Raw genomic sequence first — 17803 nt, forward strand, 5'->3', positions numbered from 1 at the left:
GATAACCAGATTTAGTCATTTTTTAACTTTTTTCTGGAACCATAAATGCAAGCCCGAGAAAGCCCACATCACGTAACTCAAGAGCTCTTTGAATTTTCTTACGAATTTCCTGCGTGGAAGAGGTAGAAGGAGTTATTTCCTCACCATTCAAATCTAGAGCTGTTTCCTGAATAGTCGCTCGCTGATTGATCAATCGAGTGGAGCGCGTCTTTTTCACAGCTCTTAAGCATTTTGCGATTTCGACTGGCTCTTTGCCGTCCGCCAAAAGGTCCAATATTTGGATATATTCAGAGTAGATACCTGCCTTGTCCACTCTCTTTGGAAACGAGTAGCACAAACCTTCATTTTCAAGCTTAGCTTGATAAGCCGTAATAATTCGTGTTACTTCATCCAATTGCGGTCGTATCGGAAAATCCAAACTGATGCGAAACACTACGTCTGTAGAAGCGGAAAGACTCAAACCAGCCTGCTGCGGCAAGAGTTCAAACATCGCTCCATGCATGCCCCGAACTCCCTGCGCGGTCTCTGAAATGCTCTTTGATCGGTGTCTTTCGGAACGTCGCCATAGCCAATGCACGCCGCGCTCATAATCCTTGAGCTCGGCATCATCAGCTACTATTGCCTTTTCATTGAGCCATGCTACTGATTCAAGCGCAATGACACCGAATATGTTCGCTTTGTCTTTCGGCAATGGCGTCAGCGATGGATCAATCCAATCTGCCAACGCGAATGTAGAGGGATAAAATTGTTTTCCCAACGACAAGAACGGCTCTTGTGGATTTTCATTCAAAGCCATATAGCGTTCGACACGAAGCAACCATTCCTCCATAGATTTGTCACGATGAGTGGGTCCTGTGACCCCGTCAAACTCGAACCAATCAAAGGGAAAGTCCTTAACTCGATTTGCAGCTGCAAAGCCTTCTTTCCGGACTGCCTCAATTGCTTTTCTCTTAGTTGCGGAAAGGCCGTGTAATTTGCTAAATGCATCTTTGTACACCGGATTCCGACGTAAAAATTCCCAAGCCCATTCTTTGGGCGTTAAGTCATTACTACCAGCTCGGCCGAATTTTTTTTCGTATGCCATCTCACCCTCATTCCCCTGAACGATAGTGCCCTATGCAGCTTTACCGAACGAACCAAGAATTATTTTTCCAGTAGAGATTGCGTCCAAATAATCCGCCCACTCCTGCATCATTTTCTTGCGCTCGTCTAGAAATGTTGCACGATCATATGCCTTGTCCACCTTGCTCTTATGACCGTGTGCGAGCTGCCGATCTATGACTTCGTGTCGATAGCCGAGTTTTTCTTTGATGGTCGACATTGCCAACGCTCTAAAGCCATGCCCGGTCATTTTGCCCTTGTACCCGAGCCGGCCAAGTGCAAAAAGAATTGTGTTGTTACTCATCGGCTTATCGGGATGAGCTTGATTTGGAAACACTAGCTCGCGCCCACCGCTTACCTTTTCTAATTCCCGTAAAACCGTCATAGCCTGACTGGATAGCGGAACGATGTGCTCCTTCCGCATTTTCATTCGAGCTGCAGGGATAATCCACAGCGATTCCTCTAGGTTAAATTCAGACCATCGCGCACCGATCAATTCTTGTGTCCGGACGAAGGTCAACATCATCAAGCGAATGGCTAGACGAGTAAGCGTGTACAGGCGAGCATGATTCTGGTCTAGTACGCGCAAGAACTCCGGCAAATCTTTTGCCTCTAGAGCCGCATAGTGGCCTTGTACAGAAGGTTTAAGGGCATCCTTTAAATCAGGAACCGGATTTCGTTTAGCACGCCCAGTCGCAATTGCGTAGCGAAAAACTTGTCCGCATGTTTGGCCGAGTCTTTTCGCGATCTCCAATGCTCCTCGTTTTTCTACCTGACGCAATGCGTCGAGCAAATCCGGAGCTTCGATCTCAGAAATCGGTCGGGTGCCAAGTAAGGGGAAAATATCGGCTTCTAGTCGGTGAAGGACATTTTCAGCATATGACGGCGTGAGGCTGAGCTTTTTATTGTCGTGCCATTCTCGGGCAACCGCTTCAAAAGTATTCTCTCGGTTGAGGGCGTCAATTCGCTTCTCTTTCCGCTTAGCTTCCGAGGGATCAATGCCTGCTGCCAAAAGCTTTCGTGCTTGATCACGCCTGGCACGAGCATCTGCCAATGTAATTTCTGGATATACACCGAGGGCTAAGAGTTTCTGCTTGCCAGCAAAACGGTATGCCAATCGCCAGTATTTCGAGCCGTTCGGATGTATCAATAGAAACATTCCACCGCCGTCGCTGAGTTTTCGCGGCTTGGCATCAGGTTTGGTGTTCTTACAAGCGGTGTCAGTGAGCGGCATTGTTGGTATCACAATTGGATTGCACAAAAAGTACCAACCAATCTACCAACAAAGATTTGGGATGTAAATAAACGGGAAAAACCATCCTTGAACAAAAAAGCCGCGTAACCTCTTGGATTTACGCGGCTTTTTGCACTTCTTTGTACTTCTTAAAACAAAATCTGGCGGAGACGGAGGGATTCGAACCCTCGATACAGGTTTAAGCCCATATGCTTCCTTAGCAGGGAAGTGCCTTCGACCACTCGGCCACGTCTCCACTCTCAAGACGGTATTACAACTCCCGTCTCAGTAAAGTCACGCATGATAGCTGTTCAAGCGAACTTGGTCAATGAGCCGATGCAGCTGAACCGACAATGATCAAGCTTTTTCCAGGTCAAATGCCTTGTGCAATGCACGTACCGCCAGCTCCATGTATTTCTCGTCGATCAGAACGGAAATCTTGATTTCGGAGGTGGAAATCATCTGGATGTTGATGCCCTCTTCCGACAAGGTACGGAACATCTGGGATGCGATGCCGACGTGGCTGCGCATGCCGACACCGACGACCGAAACCTTCGACACCTTGGTATCGCCGACGATGCTTCCCGCACCGATGTGTTCCTTGACGCTCTTGTTCAGCACATCCATCGCCTTGGCGTATTCGCCGCGCGGCACGGTAAACGTGAAATCGGTTTTGCCTTCGACCGACTGATTCTGGATGATCATGTCGACTTCGATGTTGGCATCGGCGACCGGGCCAAGAATCTGATACGCGATGCCTGGCCTGTCGGGCACACCCAGCACGGTAATCTTCGCTTCATCGCGATTGAACGCGATACCGGAAATGACGGCTTGTTCCATGTGTGTATCTTCCTCAAACGAAATCAGGGTGCCGGAAGCGGCTTCTTCTTCCAGCGACATAAGCGGATCGGTCAGCGACGACAGCACGCGCGTCGGGACCTTGTAATTGCCGGCGAATTCCACCGAGCGGATCTGCAGCACTTTCGAGCCGAGCGATGCAAGCTCGAGCATTTCCTCGAAGGTGACCGTCTTCAGGCGACGAGCCTCGGAAACCACGCGCGGGTCGGTCGTGTACACGCCGTCGACGTCGGTATAGATCAGGCATTCCTGCGCCTTCAGCGCCGCTGCCACCGCAACCGCAGACGTGTCGGAGCCGCCGCGCCCCAGCGTCGTGATATTGCCCCCGTCATCGATCCCCTGGAAGCCAGTAATGATCACCACCTTTCCAGCGTCCAGATCCTTGCGCACCCGCGCGTCGTCGATCGATTGAATGCGCGCCTTGGTGAATGCGGAATCGGTCTTGATCGGCACCTGCCAGCCTGCGTAGGAGACGGCCTGCTTGCCGATGCTTTGCAGAGCCATGGACAGCAGCGCGACCGATACCTGCTCACCGGTGGACGCCAGCATGTCGAGTTCGCGCGGGTCGGGTTGCGGCATGATCTCTTTTGCCAAGGCGATCAGGCGGTTGGTTTCGCCCGACATTGCGGACGGCACCACCACGATTTGATGACCAGCGTCGTGCCATTTGGCGACGCGCTTGGCGACGTTCTTGATGCGCTCGGTCGAGCCCATGGAAGTGCCGCCGTATTTGTGGACGATTAAAGCCATAAGGGTTGAAAAGCTGCGCTGAGGAATTGAAGAATTGTGAGAAAAATCAACCTTTTACTTTACATGCTGCAACGCAGGAAGGCAAGTGCAAGACGCTGTAACAAGGTCATGAACAGTTGAATTTTCGATACCGGTTCAGGGGAGTTTTCTTTCCCAGCGCAAACGGACCCCGGTCCCGGCCACCATCGGTACGTTTCGCCAGTTCATTCCGACGCCCGCCGCAAAAAGCAATACGCCCGCATCTGTCGTCACGACGGGTAGCCGCGAACGCTCCCAAGGGGGAATATCCAGCGCCTGAAAGTGATGCTTCAGGCTTTTCGTCGGACGATCGGCGGCCGGCTTCAGTTTCTCGCCCCCGCTGCGCCAACGCAGGTGCAACGCCTGGCCTCGCAGCCAATCAGCACCGATTCCCTCCTCCGTTAGGTCGAAATGCAGTATGCCGCCATATTCAGTGAACGGGATCCCGGCTTCGCCGTTCCAGCGGAACGCGACCGGAGCCAAAAGCGCAGCGGTGTCCGGCATCCTTGGAACCAAATAGATCTTGCCGCGGTGACGACGGATTTCGCAATCGGCATGCGTGACCAGCACCTGCGCATCCGCGCGGGCGTCGAGCAGTTGCGCCCGCATCTCGCCGAGCCATGCGGTCGAAGGCATGCGCACGTCGTTCAACACAAACCAGTGGCGTAATACATTGTCGATTCGATCCGAACTCAACTGCCGCAAACATGCAATATCGATGCATTCCGCCTCCGCGCAATCCGCGAGATCGTGTGCGGCCAGTTCGTTGAGCATGCGTTGCGCCGACTGGGCATGCTGCGCAGCGCGGGCGAGGCGTTGCTGAAAACCCGGGAAATATTTGCCGAGCGACGGCATCACCTCATGCCGCAATACATTGCGTGCATAACGAAGATCGGCGTTCGATTCGTCTTCGACATGTCCGATGCTTTGCCGCGCCGCGAACTCCTCCAGCCGTGCGCGCGACAGCTCAAGCAAGGGACGTCCGATCATCAAGCGCTCGTCTCCGAGCAAGCCCGGCGCAGTGCTGAGCAAATCCATGCCTGACAATCCTGCGACGCCAGCTCCTCGCAACAACTGCAGCAAGACTGTCTCAGCCTGATCATCCTGATGGTGAGCCGTCAGGAGCAAAGGGATCTCATGGAGCCGGCACAATTCCCCCAAGGCTGCATAGCGACTGATCCTTGCGGCTTGTTCGATGCCGTCGCGCTCACGATCAGCCAAATTAACCCGGCGTGCGCCGAAATGAATCCCGAGTCGAGCGCACTCGGCTTCACAATGCAGGAGCCATGCATCCGCATTCGAACTCAGCCCGTGATGGATGTGAAATGCAAACAGTGCGACGCCATGCTCATTCGCATACGCGTGCGCAAGATGCAGCAATGCCGCGGAGTCGAGGCCGCCGCTATAGGCGACTGCGAGCCTTTGCAGTGTGGTGTTGCCGACACCCGTAGAAACAGAAACGCGCGCCCGGATCGCTCCCAGCGCGCGTTCGAAAGCGTCCTTCACGGACGCTGACTGCGGAATTGGCACAAGTTATTCCGAAGGGGTGATTTCCTTGAACTTGCCATAGCTCATCAGCTTTTCAAGCCGCGCAGCAAGCAACTCCTTGGTCTTGAGTCCCTGGACCTGGCGCAGCGAGTCGGCCAGCGCGCGCTTGAGCATCGATGCCATCTGCTTCGGATCGCGATGCGCACCGCCAAGCGGTTCGTTGATGATCTTGTCGATGAGGTTCATCGCCTTCAAGCGATGCGCCGTCAGGCCCAGGGCATCCGCTGCGTCCGAGGCGCGCTCGGAAGTCTTCCAGAGAATGGATGCGCAGCCTTCAGGCGAGATCACGGAGTAAGTCGCATATTGCAGCATCAGCACCACGTCGCCGACCGCGATGGCAAGCGCGCCGCCCGAACCGCCTTCGCCGATGATGGTGGCAATCAGCGGTACTTTCAGCTCGGCCATCACATACAGGTTATGGCCGATCGCTTCCGACTGTCCGCGCTCTTCGGCATCAATGCCAGGGAACGCGCCAGGCGTATCGACAAAGGTAAAAATCGGCAGGCCAAACTTCTCGGCCACCTTCATCAGGCGCATCGCCTTGCGATAGCCTTCCGGTTTGGGCATGCCGAAATTGCGCATGGCGCGCTCTTTCGTATCGCGTCCCTTCTGGTGCCCAATCACCATGCAAGGCTGGCCGTTAAAGCGTGCCAGACCGCCGATAATCGACAAGTCGTCCGCATAGCTGCGGTCGCCGTGCAATTCATGGAAATCCGTGAAGATCTCGTTCACGTAATCCATTGTGTATGGACGTTGCGGATGACGTGCAATTTGCGACACCTGCCAAGGGGTCAGCTTGGCGTAGATATCCTTCGTGAGTTGCTGGCTCTTCTTGGAAAGGCGGTCAATCTCTTCGGAGATATCGACTGCGGAGTCGTCCTGCACAAATCGCAGTTCTTCGATTTTTCCCTCTAGTTCGGCAATGGGCTGCTCAAAACCGAGAAAAGTTGTCTTGCTCATCGTGCCTCCTTGTTGAGACGGATATCAATCCAGGACCGGCGCGGAATCGAGACTGCGCCAGAGATACCACGTCGCCACGGTACGCCACGGCTCCCAATTGGCGGCAACTTCGCGTGCGTCGCTGCGGGATACCGGCTCACCGGAAAAATAGTTAATGCTGATGCCTTTGAGCAATCCAAGATCGTCCAAAGGCAAAATGTTGGGCCGGAGCAGATTAAATATCAAAAACATCTCCGCTGTCCAGCGTCCGATTCCCCGTATCTGGATCAGTTCCGAGATGACTTCTTCGTCGTCCATCTCCGTCCATTTATCCGCGTGGACCCGTTTGGCCTTGAAATGATCAGCCAGATCAATGACGTATTCCGCTTTCCTTTTTGACAACCCGCAGGCGGCGAGTTTTTCAGTACCGGCCTTGATCACCTGTGCCGGTGTGCATTTCGGGCACACCTCAAGGAAGCGCAGCCATACGGCGTCTGCCGCCTTGACCGAGATCTGCTGCCCCACAATGGATCGGGCCAGGGTCGTGAATGCTTCTCCGCGCCCGACCAGGTGCATGTCACCGAATTGAGGAATGAGCTTACGCATGATGCGGTCGCGTTTCATCAATTCGTCCTTGGCATCCTGCCAATATGCGGGCACAGCCACGCTCGCCTCGTAACTCTGTCGAGAAGTTGCCATTCGGTTTATGCCCTTCTCCACTCGGTGATGCCGCCCGGTTTGTCTTCAAGGACAATACCGTTTGCAAGGAGATCGGCACGAATACGATCGGCCTCGGCGAAATTCTTTGCCTTCTTGGCGGCCGCCCTTGCCTCGATCTGTACGGTAATCGCCGCTTCATCGAGCCCTTGGTCAGCGCTCGACGGGCCAGCTTGCAGGAACTCCTGCGGTGAACGCTGCAACAATCCGATAATGCCGGCGAGCCCTTTCAACTGGCGCGCCAGCACCGGCGACTTGTTCTTGTTGACTTCATTGGCCAAGTCGAACAATACCGCGATGGCAATCGGGGTGTTGAAGTCGTCGTTCATCGCCTCGGCGAATCGAATCGCATACGGCTCTTCCCGGTCCAGCGACAGCGAATCAGGCGCCACTTCTTTCAGGGCAGTATAAAGGCGGGTCAGCGCATGCCTGGCGTCGTCCAGATGCGCATCGGAGTAATTCAGCGGACTGCGATAATGCGCACGCAAAATGAAAAAGCGAACAACTTCGGCATCGTATTTTTTCAGAACATCACGGATGGTGAAGAAGTTGCCGAGCGATTTCGACATCTTCTCGTTATCGACGCGAATGAATCCGTTGTGCATCCAGTAATTGACGAAGGGATGGCGATTGGCTCCTTCGGATTGCGCGATTTCGTTCTCGTGATGCGGAAACTGCAAGTCCTCACCACCGCCGTGAATGTCGAACTGTTCGCCGAGCAGTTCGCAACTCATCGCCGAGCATTCGATGTGCCATCCCGGACGGCCCTTGCCCCATTTCGAATCCCATTTGACTTCGGCAGGCTCGGATTCCTTTGCCGCTTTCCACAGAACGAAATCGAGCGGATCGCGCTTCCCGGTGTTGAGCTCGACACGCTCACCGGCACGCAAGTCATCGAGCGATTTGCCGGAAAGCTTGCCGTAATTCGGGAAATCTCGGACGGAATAATTCACATCGCCATCGCCGGCCTTGTATGCGAGGCCGTTGGCCTCCAACTTCTCGATCAGCCCCAGCATCTGCGGCACGTATTGCGTCGCACGCGGTTCGTGATCGGGTTTTTGCACACCGAGCGCGCCGGCGTCTTCATCCATCGCAGCGATAAAGCGCTGCGTCAACTGCGAAATCGATTCGCCATTCTCCACCGCACGCTTGATGATCTTGTCGTCGATGTCCGTGATGTTTCGAACGTAGGTCACATCCAGTCCCGACGCGCGCAGCCATCGCTGCACCATATCGAACACCACCATCACACGCGCATGACCGAGGTGACAGTAGTCATACACCGTCATTCCGCATACGTACATTCGGACTTTACCCGCCTGCATGGGGACAAAGGTCTGCTTGTCACGTGCGAGCGTGTTGTAAATCTTGATGGCAGTCATGGGCGATTTTCCGTTTCGGCCGGGAGCTCGTGACACGCTTGTCGAAGGTTTCCCATCCCGTGGAAACCGCCATGTGACATAACGCAACAGCGAGGCCGAAACCTTTTGTAATGCTTATTTTGATAAAATGCACGGTTACGCTTCAGTATAACATTGAAGCCTTCCCTTTCCGTCCGGCCTGACCTGCAACAACTGGCATCGGCAAGGGGACACGCACGATACACAAACAACTTTTTCCTGTAAAGAGCAAAGGAATCAGCAATGCAACATTCACGCCGACATTTCATGCACCTGATCGCCGCATTGTCCCTGGCCGGTGCTGCCTTTGGCGCACATGCAGCGGATACACCGCATGTTTCCCTGAAAACCAACATGGGTGAAATCGTGCTGGAGCTTTACCCGGAAAAAGCACCCAAGTCGGTTGACAATTTCTTGCAATACGTGAAATCCGGTCACTACAACGGCACCATCTTTCATCGCGTGATCAACAACTTCATGATTCAGGGCGGCGGCTTCGACAAGGACATGAAGCAAAAGCCGACCAATCCCCCGATCGAGAATGAAGCGAAAAACGGACTGAAGAACGAGCCGTACACCGTCGCCATGGCACGTACTTCGGCACCGCATTCCGCTTCCGCGCAGTTTTTCATCAACGTCAAGAACAACAGCTTCCTCGATTATCCGAGCCAGGACGGCTGGGGCTACGCCGTGTTCGGCAAGGTCGTCAAGGGAACCGACGTTGTCGACAAGATCAAGACAGTGCAAACCAGCAACCAGGGAATGTTTCAGGACGTTCCGGTGAAGCCGGTGATCATTGAATCCGCATCTGTTATCAAATAATTCAATCCATCCTTAAGGACTATCATGGCTGTCATCCTCACCACCAACTACGGCAAGATCAAGCTCGAACTCGACGCAGAAAAAGCACCCAAAACCGTCGAGAACTTCCTGTCCTACGTAAAATCCGGACACTACGACGGCACGATCTTCCATCGCGTCATCGACGGTTTCATGATCCAGGGCGGCGGCTTTGAGCCCGGCATGAAGCAAAAGCCGACCAACGAGCCGATCGAGAATGAAGCGAAAAACGGACTGAAGAACGAGCCGTACACCGTCGCCATGGCACGCACCTCGGCGCCGCATTCCGCTTCCGCGCAATTCTTCATCAACGTCAAGAACAACAGCTTCCTCGACTACCCGGGCCAGGACGGCTGGGGCTATTGCGTTTTCGGCAAAGTGGTTGAAGGCACCGACGTCGTCGACAAGATCAAATCGGTGAAGACCACGCGTACCGGCATGCACTCCGACGTTCCGGTGGAAAACGTCGTGGTCGAAAAAGCCGAAATCGTTTAATCGGCGTCCACGCCCTACGTACGCATGCCCGAATCCATCGTGAATACCAATGCAGAAAAAGCGCAATCGCAAGCGATTGCGCTTTTTGTTTCGGACGTACACCTGCAACCGACCATGCCTCGCACGACGCAGGCCTTCATCGATTTTCTGCATCGGCACGCAAGGAAAGCGCGACGGTTATACCTGCTCGGTGACTTGTTCGAATACTGGGCCGGCGATGACGATATCGTCAGCCCGTACAATCAGCGTATAGCGGATGCGATAAAAACAGTCAGCGATGCGGGAAAGTCAGTATTCTGGCTTGGCGGTAATCGCGATTTTTTGATCGGAGAAGGCTTCGCCAGAACGACGGGCATCACCCTGCTTTCGGAACCGTTCATCACCGACATTGCCGGTCATCGGATCGTCCTCGTACATGGCGACGCACAATGCACCGACGACCTTGATTACATGGCGTTTCGCGCGCAGGTGCGCGACAAGGAGTGGCAGCGTAATTTCCTCGCCATGCCGCTTACGCAACGCAAGGAGATTATCGACCGCATGCGCACCGGCAGCCGCGAGGCGCAGCGCGGCAAATCATATGAAATCATGGACGTCAATCCGTCGGCCATCGCGTCACTCTTCGCGTTGACCGAAACGACAGTGATGATTCACGGGCACACGCATCGACCGGCCGTTCATCACCTTGAATGGAATGGCAGGCAATGCGTTCGCCATGTGCTGCCGGATTGGGACTGCGATCAGGAGCCAGCGCGTGGCGGCTGGCTTGCACTACATGATGATGGCACGTTCACGCGCATCAATTTCGACGGTTCTGCATTCAAGCAGAATTGCATCGATGCTTAATCAAACTGCTTCTTGAAACTTTCAAACTGCTCGGTCAGGCGGTCGACTTCACTTCGCAGGCGCGCCACTTCCGCCTCGAGTTGCGTCACGCGATCCTGACGCGGAATTTCAACACCGCCGGAAAAACTCGCGGCCACTTCCTGCTGCTCAAGAATCTCGTCCCCCGAAAGCAAATGCGCGTAACGCGACTCCTTGGTTCCGGGAGCGCGCGCGAGCCGTGCGACAAGGGGTGGGAATTTATCGATCAGGAATTGCAGGCAAGTCTCAACGTCTGCGACGCTGGAAAAATCGTGCAGACGCCCGCTTCGCGATCGAATCTCCCCGGGAGTCTGGATCCCCCGAAGCATCAATATCGCCAGCACCGCGAGTTTGTCCTGTTCCAGCGACCATTTCATGCGCATGCGATGCTCGTATTTGGCGACCCGGGCGCCGGCTTGCCGCACTTCCGAAACCAGTTTCTTATGAACCAGCCGCTCCAGCACGTCCTGCACGGTTTCTTCCGAAATCGACATCACCGGATCACGGCTCGAAAGCTGGTTGCATCCATTGGTCAAGGCGTTCAGCGAGAGCGGATAGTTATCCGGTATAAGTGCCTCTTTTTCCGCCAGCACCGCCAACACACGCACCTCGAAGGGGTCAAGAATATCGTCGCGCTGCCCTGCCGTCTCCACCGTGTTCAACTCAGTCACTACACCACCTCATTCCACCAGTTTATTCAATTGCTCGGCGTCGAACTGATCGATCTGCGGCAGTGTTTCGCAACCGACCCCGGCAGCCTTGAGCGCAGCCAGAATCTTTTGCAACTGCTGTTCCTGCAGCACTGCCCGGTCGATCAGCTTGTGCAGCGCCGTGGATAAGGGATCTTCATCCGCATTCGGCGTCACGCCATACGCGGCAAACACGCGCGCCGCCGCTTCTTGACGCTGTCGTCCCGCATCCTTCTGCACGATGTGTGCAGGATTTCCCACTGCAGTCGCGCCGGGAGGCACTTCCTTGACCACGACTGCATTCGAGCCGACCTTCGCACCTTCGCCAACCGTAAAGCCGCCGAGAACTTTCGCACCGGCACCGATAATCACGCCCCGCCCCAGGGTCGGGTGGCGTTTCGTGCCCTTGTTCAGCGAAGTGCCACCCAGAGTCACGCCCTGGTATATCGTGCAATCGTCCCCCACTTCCGCGGTTTCACCTATGACAACGCCGAATCCATGGTCAATGAAAACCCGCCGGCCGATCGTCGCCCCCGGATGAATTTCGATTCCAGTCAAGCCGCGCGCGATATGCGAAATAAACCGCCCCAGCCACTTCAGACCATGTATCCAGCACCAGTGCGCCCAACGATGCATCGCGATCGCATGCAAACCGGGATAACAGGTGAGGACTTCCCACGCAGTGCGTGCTGCCGGGTCACGTTCAATGATGCTGGCAATATCTTCGCGAATGCGGCTGATCATAGGAAATGTGGATGTTTGCTTTGACTCGTCATGTTAATGTCTTGCATCATGCTTGCCTGCACGACCAGTCTCCCCGAAGCACAGCCGGTTTCTGTGCGCTTACTTCGCGAGTCTCTGGCGGCGCGCTTCGTACAGGCAAACGCCGGACGCGACTGACACGTTCAGGCTTTCGACAGCGCCATGCATGGGAATGCTGACGAGCATATCGCAATTCTCCCGCGTCAGACGGCGCATCCCTTCACCTTCCGAACCCATCACGATGGCGACAGGGCCCGAAAAATCCGCCTCGTAGAGACCTTTCTCTGCGTCATCGGTCGTGCCGATGAGCCAGATGTCGCGCTCCTTCAATTCGCGCATTGTTCGCGCAAGATTCGTGACGGTAATATATGGCACCGTGTCGGCCGCGCCGCTCGCCACCTTGGCGGCCGTCGCATTCAATCCAACCGCGCGATCCTTCGGCGCAATTACCGCATGCGCCCCGGCCCCATCGGCCACGCGCAGACAGGCGCCAAGATTGTGCGGGTCGGTGACGCCATCGAGCAACAGCAACAGCGGCGGGCCATCAATCGCATCAAGCAACTCATCCAGATTGCGCGCCAGCGAAAGTTCGCCCGCCTTGGCCACTACACCTTGATGGCGACGAGTGCCGACCATGCCGTTGAGTCGCTGATCGTCAACTTGAATAATGCGTACCTTGGCAGCCTCGGCCGCATGCAGCAGCTCCTGCATGCGCCGATCGTGGCGCGTTGCGTCGACGTAAATTTCCTCGACCGAAGACGCCTCATGGCGAATTCGCGCCGTCACGGCGTGAAAGCCGAAAATCATTTTGCTTTTCATTTCTATCTTTTCTTCTTGCCGCTCTTCGTGCGGGACTTGGTGGCGTGTGGCGCCTTTGCATTTCCCGAAGTCGCTTTGACGCGCTTGGCTTTTGCGGTTTTCGTGGCAGCGGTTTTCTTCGGGGCGCTCTTGGCCTTGGGCTTTTTGTCGCGAGTCGGCTCTGATTCCGGCCGACGCGTTTCATGTTTCAGGGGCGATCTGACATCGGGTTCATGCACCAGACGAAGATCGATCTTGCGTGCGTCAAGATCTACCCTGCTTACCTGCACCGTTACCCGATCGGTCAGCTGATAACGGATGCCGGTACGCTCACCGCGCAATTCGTGACGTACCTCGTCGTACTGGAAATAATCCGCGCCGAGCTCGGTAACGTGCACCATGCCCTCGATAAACAAGGTATCAAGCTGCACGAAAATGCCAAACGGCGCAACACCGGAAATAGTGCCGGTAAACTCTTCGCCCAGCTTGTCACGAATGAAATAGCATTTCAGCCATGCCTCCACATCGCGCGACGCCTCGTCTGCGCGCCGTTCATTGGCCGAACAGTGAATGCCAAGCGCCTCCCAGATCGCGAGATCGCCCTCTTTCTTTTTCTTGCCCTCGGCCTTGTCCTGCGCGGCCATTCTGCGCGCGGCGGGCGACAGCATCGTGTTCAAGGTACTGGTGTCGATACCCTTCGGTTCGTAACGCTTCCCTTGCAGGATGGCCTTGATCGCGCGGTGCGTAAGCAGGTCCGGATAGCGGCGAATCGGGCTCGTGAAGTGTGCATAAGCCTCATAAGCAAGGCCAAAGTGACCGATGTTCTCCGGGCTATACACGGCTTGCTGCATCGAACGCAGCAGCATGGTTTGCAGCAGAACGGCGTCCGGCCGCATCTTGATCTTCGGAATCAGCTCCGCATAATCCGATGCTGTCGGCGTGTCGCCGCCGCCGAGGTGCAGTCCCATCTGTTTCAGAAATGTCCTGACCTGGTTCAGCTTTTCCTTGGAAGGCGCCGCATGAACACGGTAGACGCCAGGATGCTTGTGCCGTGCAAGCAGATCCGCGGCGCAGACATTGGCTGCCAGCATGCATTCTTCAATCAGGCGATGGGCATCGTTGCGGGTGCGCGGCAGAATCTGCTCGATCTTTCCTGCAGCATTGCAGACGATGTAGGTTTCAGTCGTTTCAAAATCGATGGCGCCACGCGCCTGACGCGCCTGCAGCAATGCCTGGAAGACGCCATAGAGATCGAGCAAATGCGGCACCAGCGCCTGCCGCTTGGCCGCTTCCGGGCCCTTGGTGTTCGACAGGACGGCGGCGACTTCCGTATAAGTCAGTCGCGCCGCCGAATGAATTACCGCCGGATAGAATTGATACGCCTTGATTTCACCTTTTGCAGTGATTACCGAATCGCATACCAGCGTCAGCCGGTCCACCGCCGGATTCAGCGAGCATAATCCGTTGGAAAGTTTTTCCGGCAACATCGGAATCACGCGACGCGGGAAATATACCGAGGTACTGCGCTCCAGCGCGTCGGTGTCCAGCGCATCGCCTGGCTTCACATAATGACTCACATCGGCGATTGCAACGATCAGGCGAAATCCCTTGCTGCGTCCGATCTTTACCGGCTCGCAGTACACGGCATCATCGAAGTCACGCGCATCCTCGCCATCAATGGTGACCATCGGTATGTCGCGCAAATCGACGCGGTCCGTCAAATCGGTGTCACGCACTTCGCTCGGCAGCTTCGCCGCCTGCTTCTTTGCAGCTTCGGAGAATTCATGCGGAACGCCATACTTACGCACTGCAATTTCGATTTCCATGCCGGGATCATCGATATCGCCAAGGACTTCGACGATCTTGCCGACCGGCTGCGTATAACGCGATGGTTGCTCGATCAGCTCAACGCTGACAACCTGCCCAGCCTTGGCCTTGCCAGGCGATCCGGACAACAGAATATCCTGGCCGATACGTTTATCTTCGGGCGCAACGATCCAGACGCCGTTTTCGTTCAACAGGCGACCGATGACATGGGTGTTGGCGCGCTCGATGACTTCGACAATCGTGCCTTCCGGCCGGCCACGCCGATCGGTACCGATAATGCGCACTTGCACACGGTCGCCGTTCAGCACTTTCTGCATTTCCTTTTCCGGCAGAAAAATATCTTCACTGCCGTCATCCGGAATCAAAAAGCCATAACCCTCGCGGTGGCCTGCCACCCGTCCTTCGATAAAATTCGGTTGATGAGCAAGCTGATAATGGCCGTTGCGAGTCGGCCTGATCTGACCATCACGTTCCATCGCGTTCAAGCGGCGCGTCAGGCCGTCTAATTCTTCAGGTTTGACATCGAGTGCCGCCGCGATGGAGTGCACGTCTTGTGGTTCCGCCGCAGTGCGTAAGATACCGAGAATTTCCTCTCGGCTGGGGATAGTGTATGAATATTGGCTCAAAAGGGTGCTTCACTCATTTTTATTAGATTAATACAGGGGCTAGTGTAACGGAGTACCGTTGTATTTGCCTAACGCCCGGCCTTTCTCGACTTTTTCGCGGCTTTCCTTGCATCGATGAATTGACATATCCGCGTTTTCCGCTATAATTTCTGTCTTTCGCATCGCCCAGATGGCGGAATTGGTAGACGCACTAGGTTCAGGTCCTAGCGGTGGCAACACTGTGGAGGTTCGAGTCCTCTTCTGGGCACCAAGTTTAAAAAGGTCCGCACTATGCGGGCCTTTTTTATTTTCAGCGTCGAAATCAATGCACACGCTTGAGATCAGCTTGTGGCGTCCTTATGCAAGACGCGGACAATCTCCGCTTCAGTGCGTTTTTCCACCATCAAATCAAAAACCCGTTGGCTTCCCAACGGGTTTTCATTCAGCCCTTCCATCATCCGGCTCTTACCGGCATTTGAACCGGAAATGAGAGTCAAGTTCTGTTCAGGCCGCATCGCCTTTTCTTAACCATGCCGCAAGCTGATGCGGGCGCAAGCTGTCATAGGCCTCAAATGGCTGGTGAATCCACGGATTGTGGGACAGGTAGTGCATGAAATAGTCCGGCTTGACAGCTGAACAAGCCTTGTACCAGAGGACGGCCGAGCGCACTTCCGTCACTGCGGGGAAGTTCTCTTTCACATGGTTCTGGACCTTTTGCAGGGTTACCCCCGAATCGACCAGATCATCCAGCAGCAATACTTTTCCTGACAGGGTTCCCTTGGTCACCGTGATGTGCTTGGCGATATCAAGATTGCCTTGCACGGTCCCAGCCTCTTCTCGGTATGAACTGGTCGAGAGAATCGCCAACGGTACGTCGAAGATCCGGGAAAAGATATCCCCCGGGCGCAAGCCTCCGCGCGCCAGGCACAGTACCTGGTCGAACTTCCAGCCCGACTCATGAATCAGATGCGCCAACCCGACGACAGCATGGTTGTAGTCGTCCCAGGAAACCCACAAATCCTTATCGCTTGAACTCATTGCTTTACCCGTCCGGATTATGCAAACGGGTGACGCAAAACAATCGTTTCCTCGCGATCCGGTCCGGTGGAAACCATATCGACGGGCACCCCGACCAGCTCTTCGATTCGTTTGATGTACGCGCGCGCATTCGCAGGCAAAGCCGCAAGCGATTTGGCACCGACCGTCGACTCAGTCCATCCCGGCATCTGCTCGTAAATCGGCTCGCAGGCTGCCGCCTCTTCGGCCCCTACCGGGAAGATATCAGCGACCTTGCCACCCAGTTTGTAGCCGGTGCAAATTTGCAGCGATTCAAGACCGTCAAGCACGTCAAGCTTCGTCAGACACATTCCCGACACGCCATTGATTTGCACTGAACGACGCAGCAATGCGGCGTCGAACCAACCGCAGCGTCGGGCACGACCTGTGACCGTGCCGAACTCGTGACCGATGCTGGCCAAATGCTTGCCAATGCCTTGATCCGTCGGCAATTCGGACGGGAACGGGCCGGAGCCTACACGCGTCGTGTACGCCTTGGTAATTCCCAGGATGTAGTGCAACATGTTCGGGCCGACGCCGGAACCCGCTGCGGCGTTACCGGCCACGCAATTGCTTGAGGTGACAAAAGGATAAGTACCGTGATCGACATCCAGCAGGCTTCCTTGCGCGCCTTCAAACAAGAGATGCGCCCCGCCTTTTGAGGCCGCGTATAACGCGCTCGAAACATCGGCCACCATTGGCGCAATGCGCGGAACTAACGCCAACGCGTCATCCAGTGTCTTCTGGAAATCAACAGGCTGCGCCTTCAGGTATTGGGTGAGAACGAAGTTGTGATAATCGAGGTTCTCATTCAGTTTTTCGGCAAAACGCTTTTCATTCAGCAGGTCGGCGACCCGGATTGCTCTGCGCGCAACCTTGTCCTCATAAGCCGGTCCAATACCTTTGCCGGTCGTGCCGATCTTCGCGGAACCACGGGCTGCTTCGCGGGCAGCGTCAAGCGCAATGTGGTACGGAAGAATGACCGGGCAAGCCTCGGAAACCTTCAAGCGCGAAACCACTTCGACGCCATTCGCCTGGAGCTTGTCGATTTCGCGCAGCAAATCGGGAACAGACAGCACAACCCCATTACCGATGTAGCAGGCAACGCCGGGACGCATGATGCCGGACGGGATAAGCTGCAGCGCCGTCTTCTGGCCGCCAATGACGAGTGTATGACCGGCATTGTGGCCGCCTTGAAAGCGGACGACACCCTGCGCGTGATCGGTCAGCCAATCGACAATTTTCCCTTTTCCCTCATCGCCCCATTGGGTGCCGATGACAACGACGTTCTTTGCCATGCTA

General features: G+C 55.3%; 17 protein-coding genes and 2 tRNA genes. 4 read left to right on the forward strand and 15 right to left on the reverse strand.

Translation table 11 applies throughout. The features are described 5' to 3' along the window. Positions 1–22 precede the first annotated feature (22 nt). The 8 genes from VJ651_RS10960 to cysS form a co-directional block, all read right to left on the reverse strand. Positions 23–1084 (reverse strand): transcriptional regulator domain-containing protein, encoded by a 1062-nt coding sequence (locus VJ651_RS10960; protein ID WP_324107492.1) that lies wholly within the window; start codon positions 1082–1084, stop codon positions 23–25. Positions 1085–1114: 30 nt separating this feature from the next. Beyond that, a complete protein-coding gene (locus tag VJ651_RS10965; protein ID WP_324107493.1) occupies positions 1115–2335 on the reverse strand; it encodes a tyrosine-type recombinase/integrase in 1221 nt (406 codons plus the stop codon). Between the two features lie 162 nt (positions 2336–2497). Then, positions 2498–2591: transfer RNA gene (locus tag VJ651_RS10970), tRNA-Ser, on the reverse strand. 101 nt (positions 2592–2692) lie between these two features. Next, complete coding sequence (locus tag VJ651_RS10975) at positions 2693–3943, reverse strand: aspartate kinase (RefSeq protein ID WP_324107494.1); 1251 nt, start codon at positions 3941–3943, stop codon at positions 2693–2695. A gap of 135 nt (positions 3944–4078) precedes the next feature. After that, complete coding sequence (tilS, locus tag VJ651_RS10980; protein WP_324107495.1) at positions 4079–5491, reverse strand: tRNA lysidine(34) synthetase TilS; 1413 nt, start codon at positions 5489–5491, stop codon at positions 4079–4081. Between the two features lie 3 nt (positions 5492–5494). Continuing rightward, entirely contained in the window at positions 5495–6469 is a 975-nt protein-coding gene (locus VJ651_RS10985; protein WP_136418250.1) for an acetyl-CoA carboxylase carboxyltransferase subunit alpha, read from the reverse strand. A gap of 24 nt (positions 6470–6493) precedes the next feature. Beyond that, positions 6494–7147: a DNA-3-methyladenine glycosylase gene (locus VJ651_RS10990; RefSeq protein WP_324107496.1), complete on the reverse strand. Its 654-nt coding sequence runs from the start codon at positions 7145–7147 to the stop codon at positions 6494–6496. A gap of 5 nt (positions 7148–7152) precedes the next feature. Continuing rightward, the gene (gene cysS / locus VJ651_RS10995) at positions 7153–8547 is read right to left on the reverse strand and encodes a cysteine--tRNA ligase (protein WP_324107497.1); all 1395 of its coding nucleotides are present in this window, start codon (positions 8545–8547) and stop codon (positions 7153–7155) included. A 261-nt stretch (positions 8548–8808) separates the two neighbouring features. Here cysS and VJ651_RS11000 point away from each other — a divergent pair, with 261 nt between their 5' ends. From VJ651_RS11000 to VJ651_RS11010, 3 genes are read left to right on the forward strand one after another with little or no spacing between them, the layout of a single operon-like run. Then, the gene (locus tag VJ651_RS11000; protein ID WP_324107498.1) at positions 8809–9387 is read left to right on the forward strand and encodes a peptidylprolyl isomerase; all 579 of its coding nucleotides are present in this window, start codon (positions 8809–8811) and stop codon (positions 9385–9387) included. Positions 9388–9411: 24 nt separating this feature from the next. After that, entirely contained in the window at positions 9412–9900 is a 489-nt protein-coding gene (locus VJ651_RS11005) for a peptidylprolyl isomerase (protein WP_136418247.1), read from the forward strand. Positions 9901–9924: 24 nt separating this feature from the next. Next, positions 9925–10746, forward strand: coding sequence for a UDP-2,3-diacylglucosamine diphosphatase (locus VJ651_RS11010; protein WP_324107499.1), 822 nt, complete (start codon positions 9925–9927; stop codon positions 10744–10746). Here VJ651_RS11010 and VJ651_RS11015 read toward each other — a convergent pair. The 4 genes from VJ651_RS11015 to rnr all read right to left on the reverse strand — a co-directional run bounded on the left by VJ651_RS11015 (position 10743) and on the right by rnr (position 15466). Further along, positions 10743–11417, reverse strand: a complete 675-nt coding sequence (locus tag VJ651_RS11015) for a YceH family protein (protein ID WP_324107529.1) — start codon at positions 11415–11417, stop codon at positions 10743–10745. The two genes, VJ651_RS11010 and VJ651_RS11015, sit on opposite strands and share 4 nt — an antisense overlap. Positions 11418–11444: 27 nt before the next feature. Further along, positions 11445–12197, reverse strand: coding sequence for a serine O-acetyltransferase (gene cysE, locus VJ651_RS11020; RefSeq protein ID WP_324107500.1), 753 nt, complete (start codon positions 12195–12197; stop codon positions 11445–11447). A gap of 99 nt (positions 12198–12296) precedes the next feature. Next, positions 12297–13034, reverse strand: a complete 738-nt coding sequence (gene rlmB, locus VJ651_RS11025; RefSeq protein ID WP_324107501.1) for a 23S rRNA (guanosine(2251)-2'-O)-methyltransferase RlmB — start codon at positions 13032–13034, stop codon at positions 12297–12299. A 2-nt stretch (positions 13035–13036) separates the two neighbouring features. Then, positions 13037–15466 carry a ribonuclease R gene (rnr, locus tag VJ651_RS11030; RefSeq protein ID WP_324107502.1) on the reverse strand — a complete coding sequence of 810 codons (2430 nt, stop codon included), beginning with the start codon at positions 15464–15466 and terminating at the stop codon, positions 13037–13039. 163 nt (positions 15467–15629) lie between these two features. Here rnr and VJ651_RS11035 point away from each other — a divergent pair. After that, positions 15630–15716, forward strand: a tRNA-Leu gene (locus VJ651_RS11035). A 70-nt stretch (positions 15717–15786) separates the two neighbouring features. Here the strand turns inward: VJ651_RS11035 and VJ651_RS11040 are convergent. From VJ651_RS11040 to VJ651_RS11050, 3 genes are read right to left on the reverse strand one after another with little or no spacing between them, the layout of a single operon-like run. Beyond that, positions 15787–15942, reverse strand: coding sequence for a hypothetical protein (locus VJ651_RS11040; protein ID WP_324107503.1), 156 nt, complete (start codon positions 15940–15942; stop codon positions 15787–15789). Between the two features lie 7 nt (positions 15943–15949). Beyond that, positions 15950–16483, reverse strand: coding sequence for a phosphoribosyltransferase (locus tag VJ651_RS11045; RefSeq protein WP_324107504.1), 534 nt, complete (start codon positions 16481–16483; stop codon positions 15950–15952). Between the two features lie 17 nt (positions 16484–16500). Next, entirely contained in the window at positions 16501–17799 is a 1299-nt protein-coding gene (locus tag VJ651_RS11050) for an adenylosuccinate synthase (RefSeq protein WP_324107505.1), read from the reverse strand. Between the last annotated feature and the right edge of the window lie 4 nt (positions 17800–17803).

Origin of the sequence: Noviherbaspirillum sp. (genome assembly GCF_035254865.1) — a bacterium.
Lineage (GTDB): Bacteria > Pseudomonadota > Gammaproteobacteria > Burkholderiales > Burkholderiaceae_D > Noviherbaspirillum.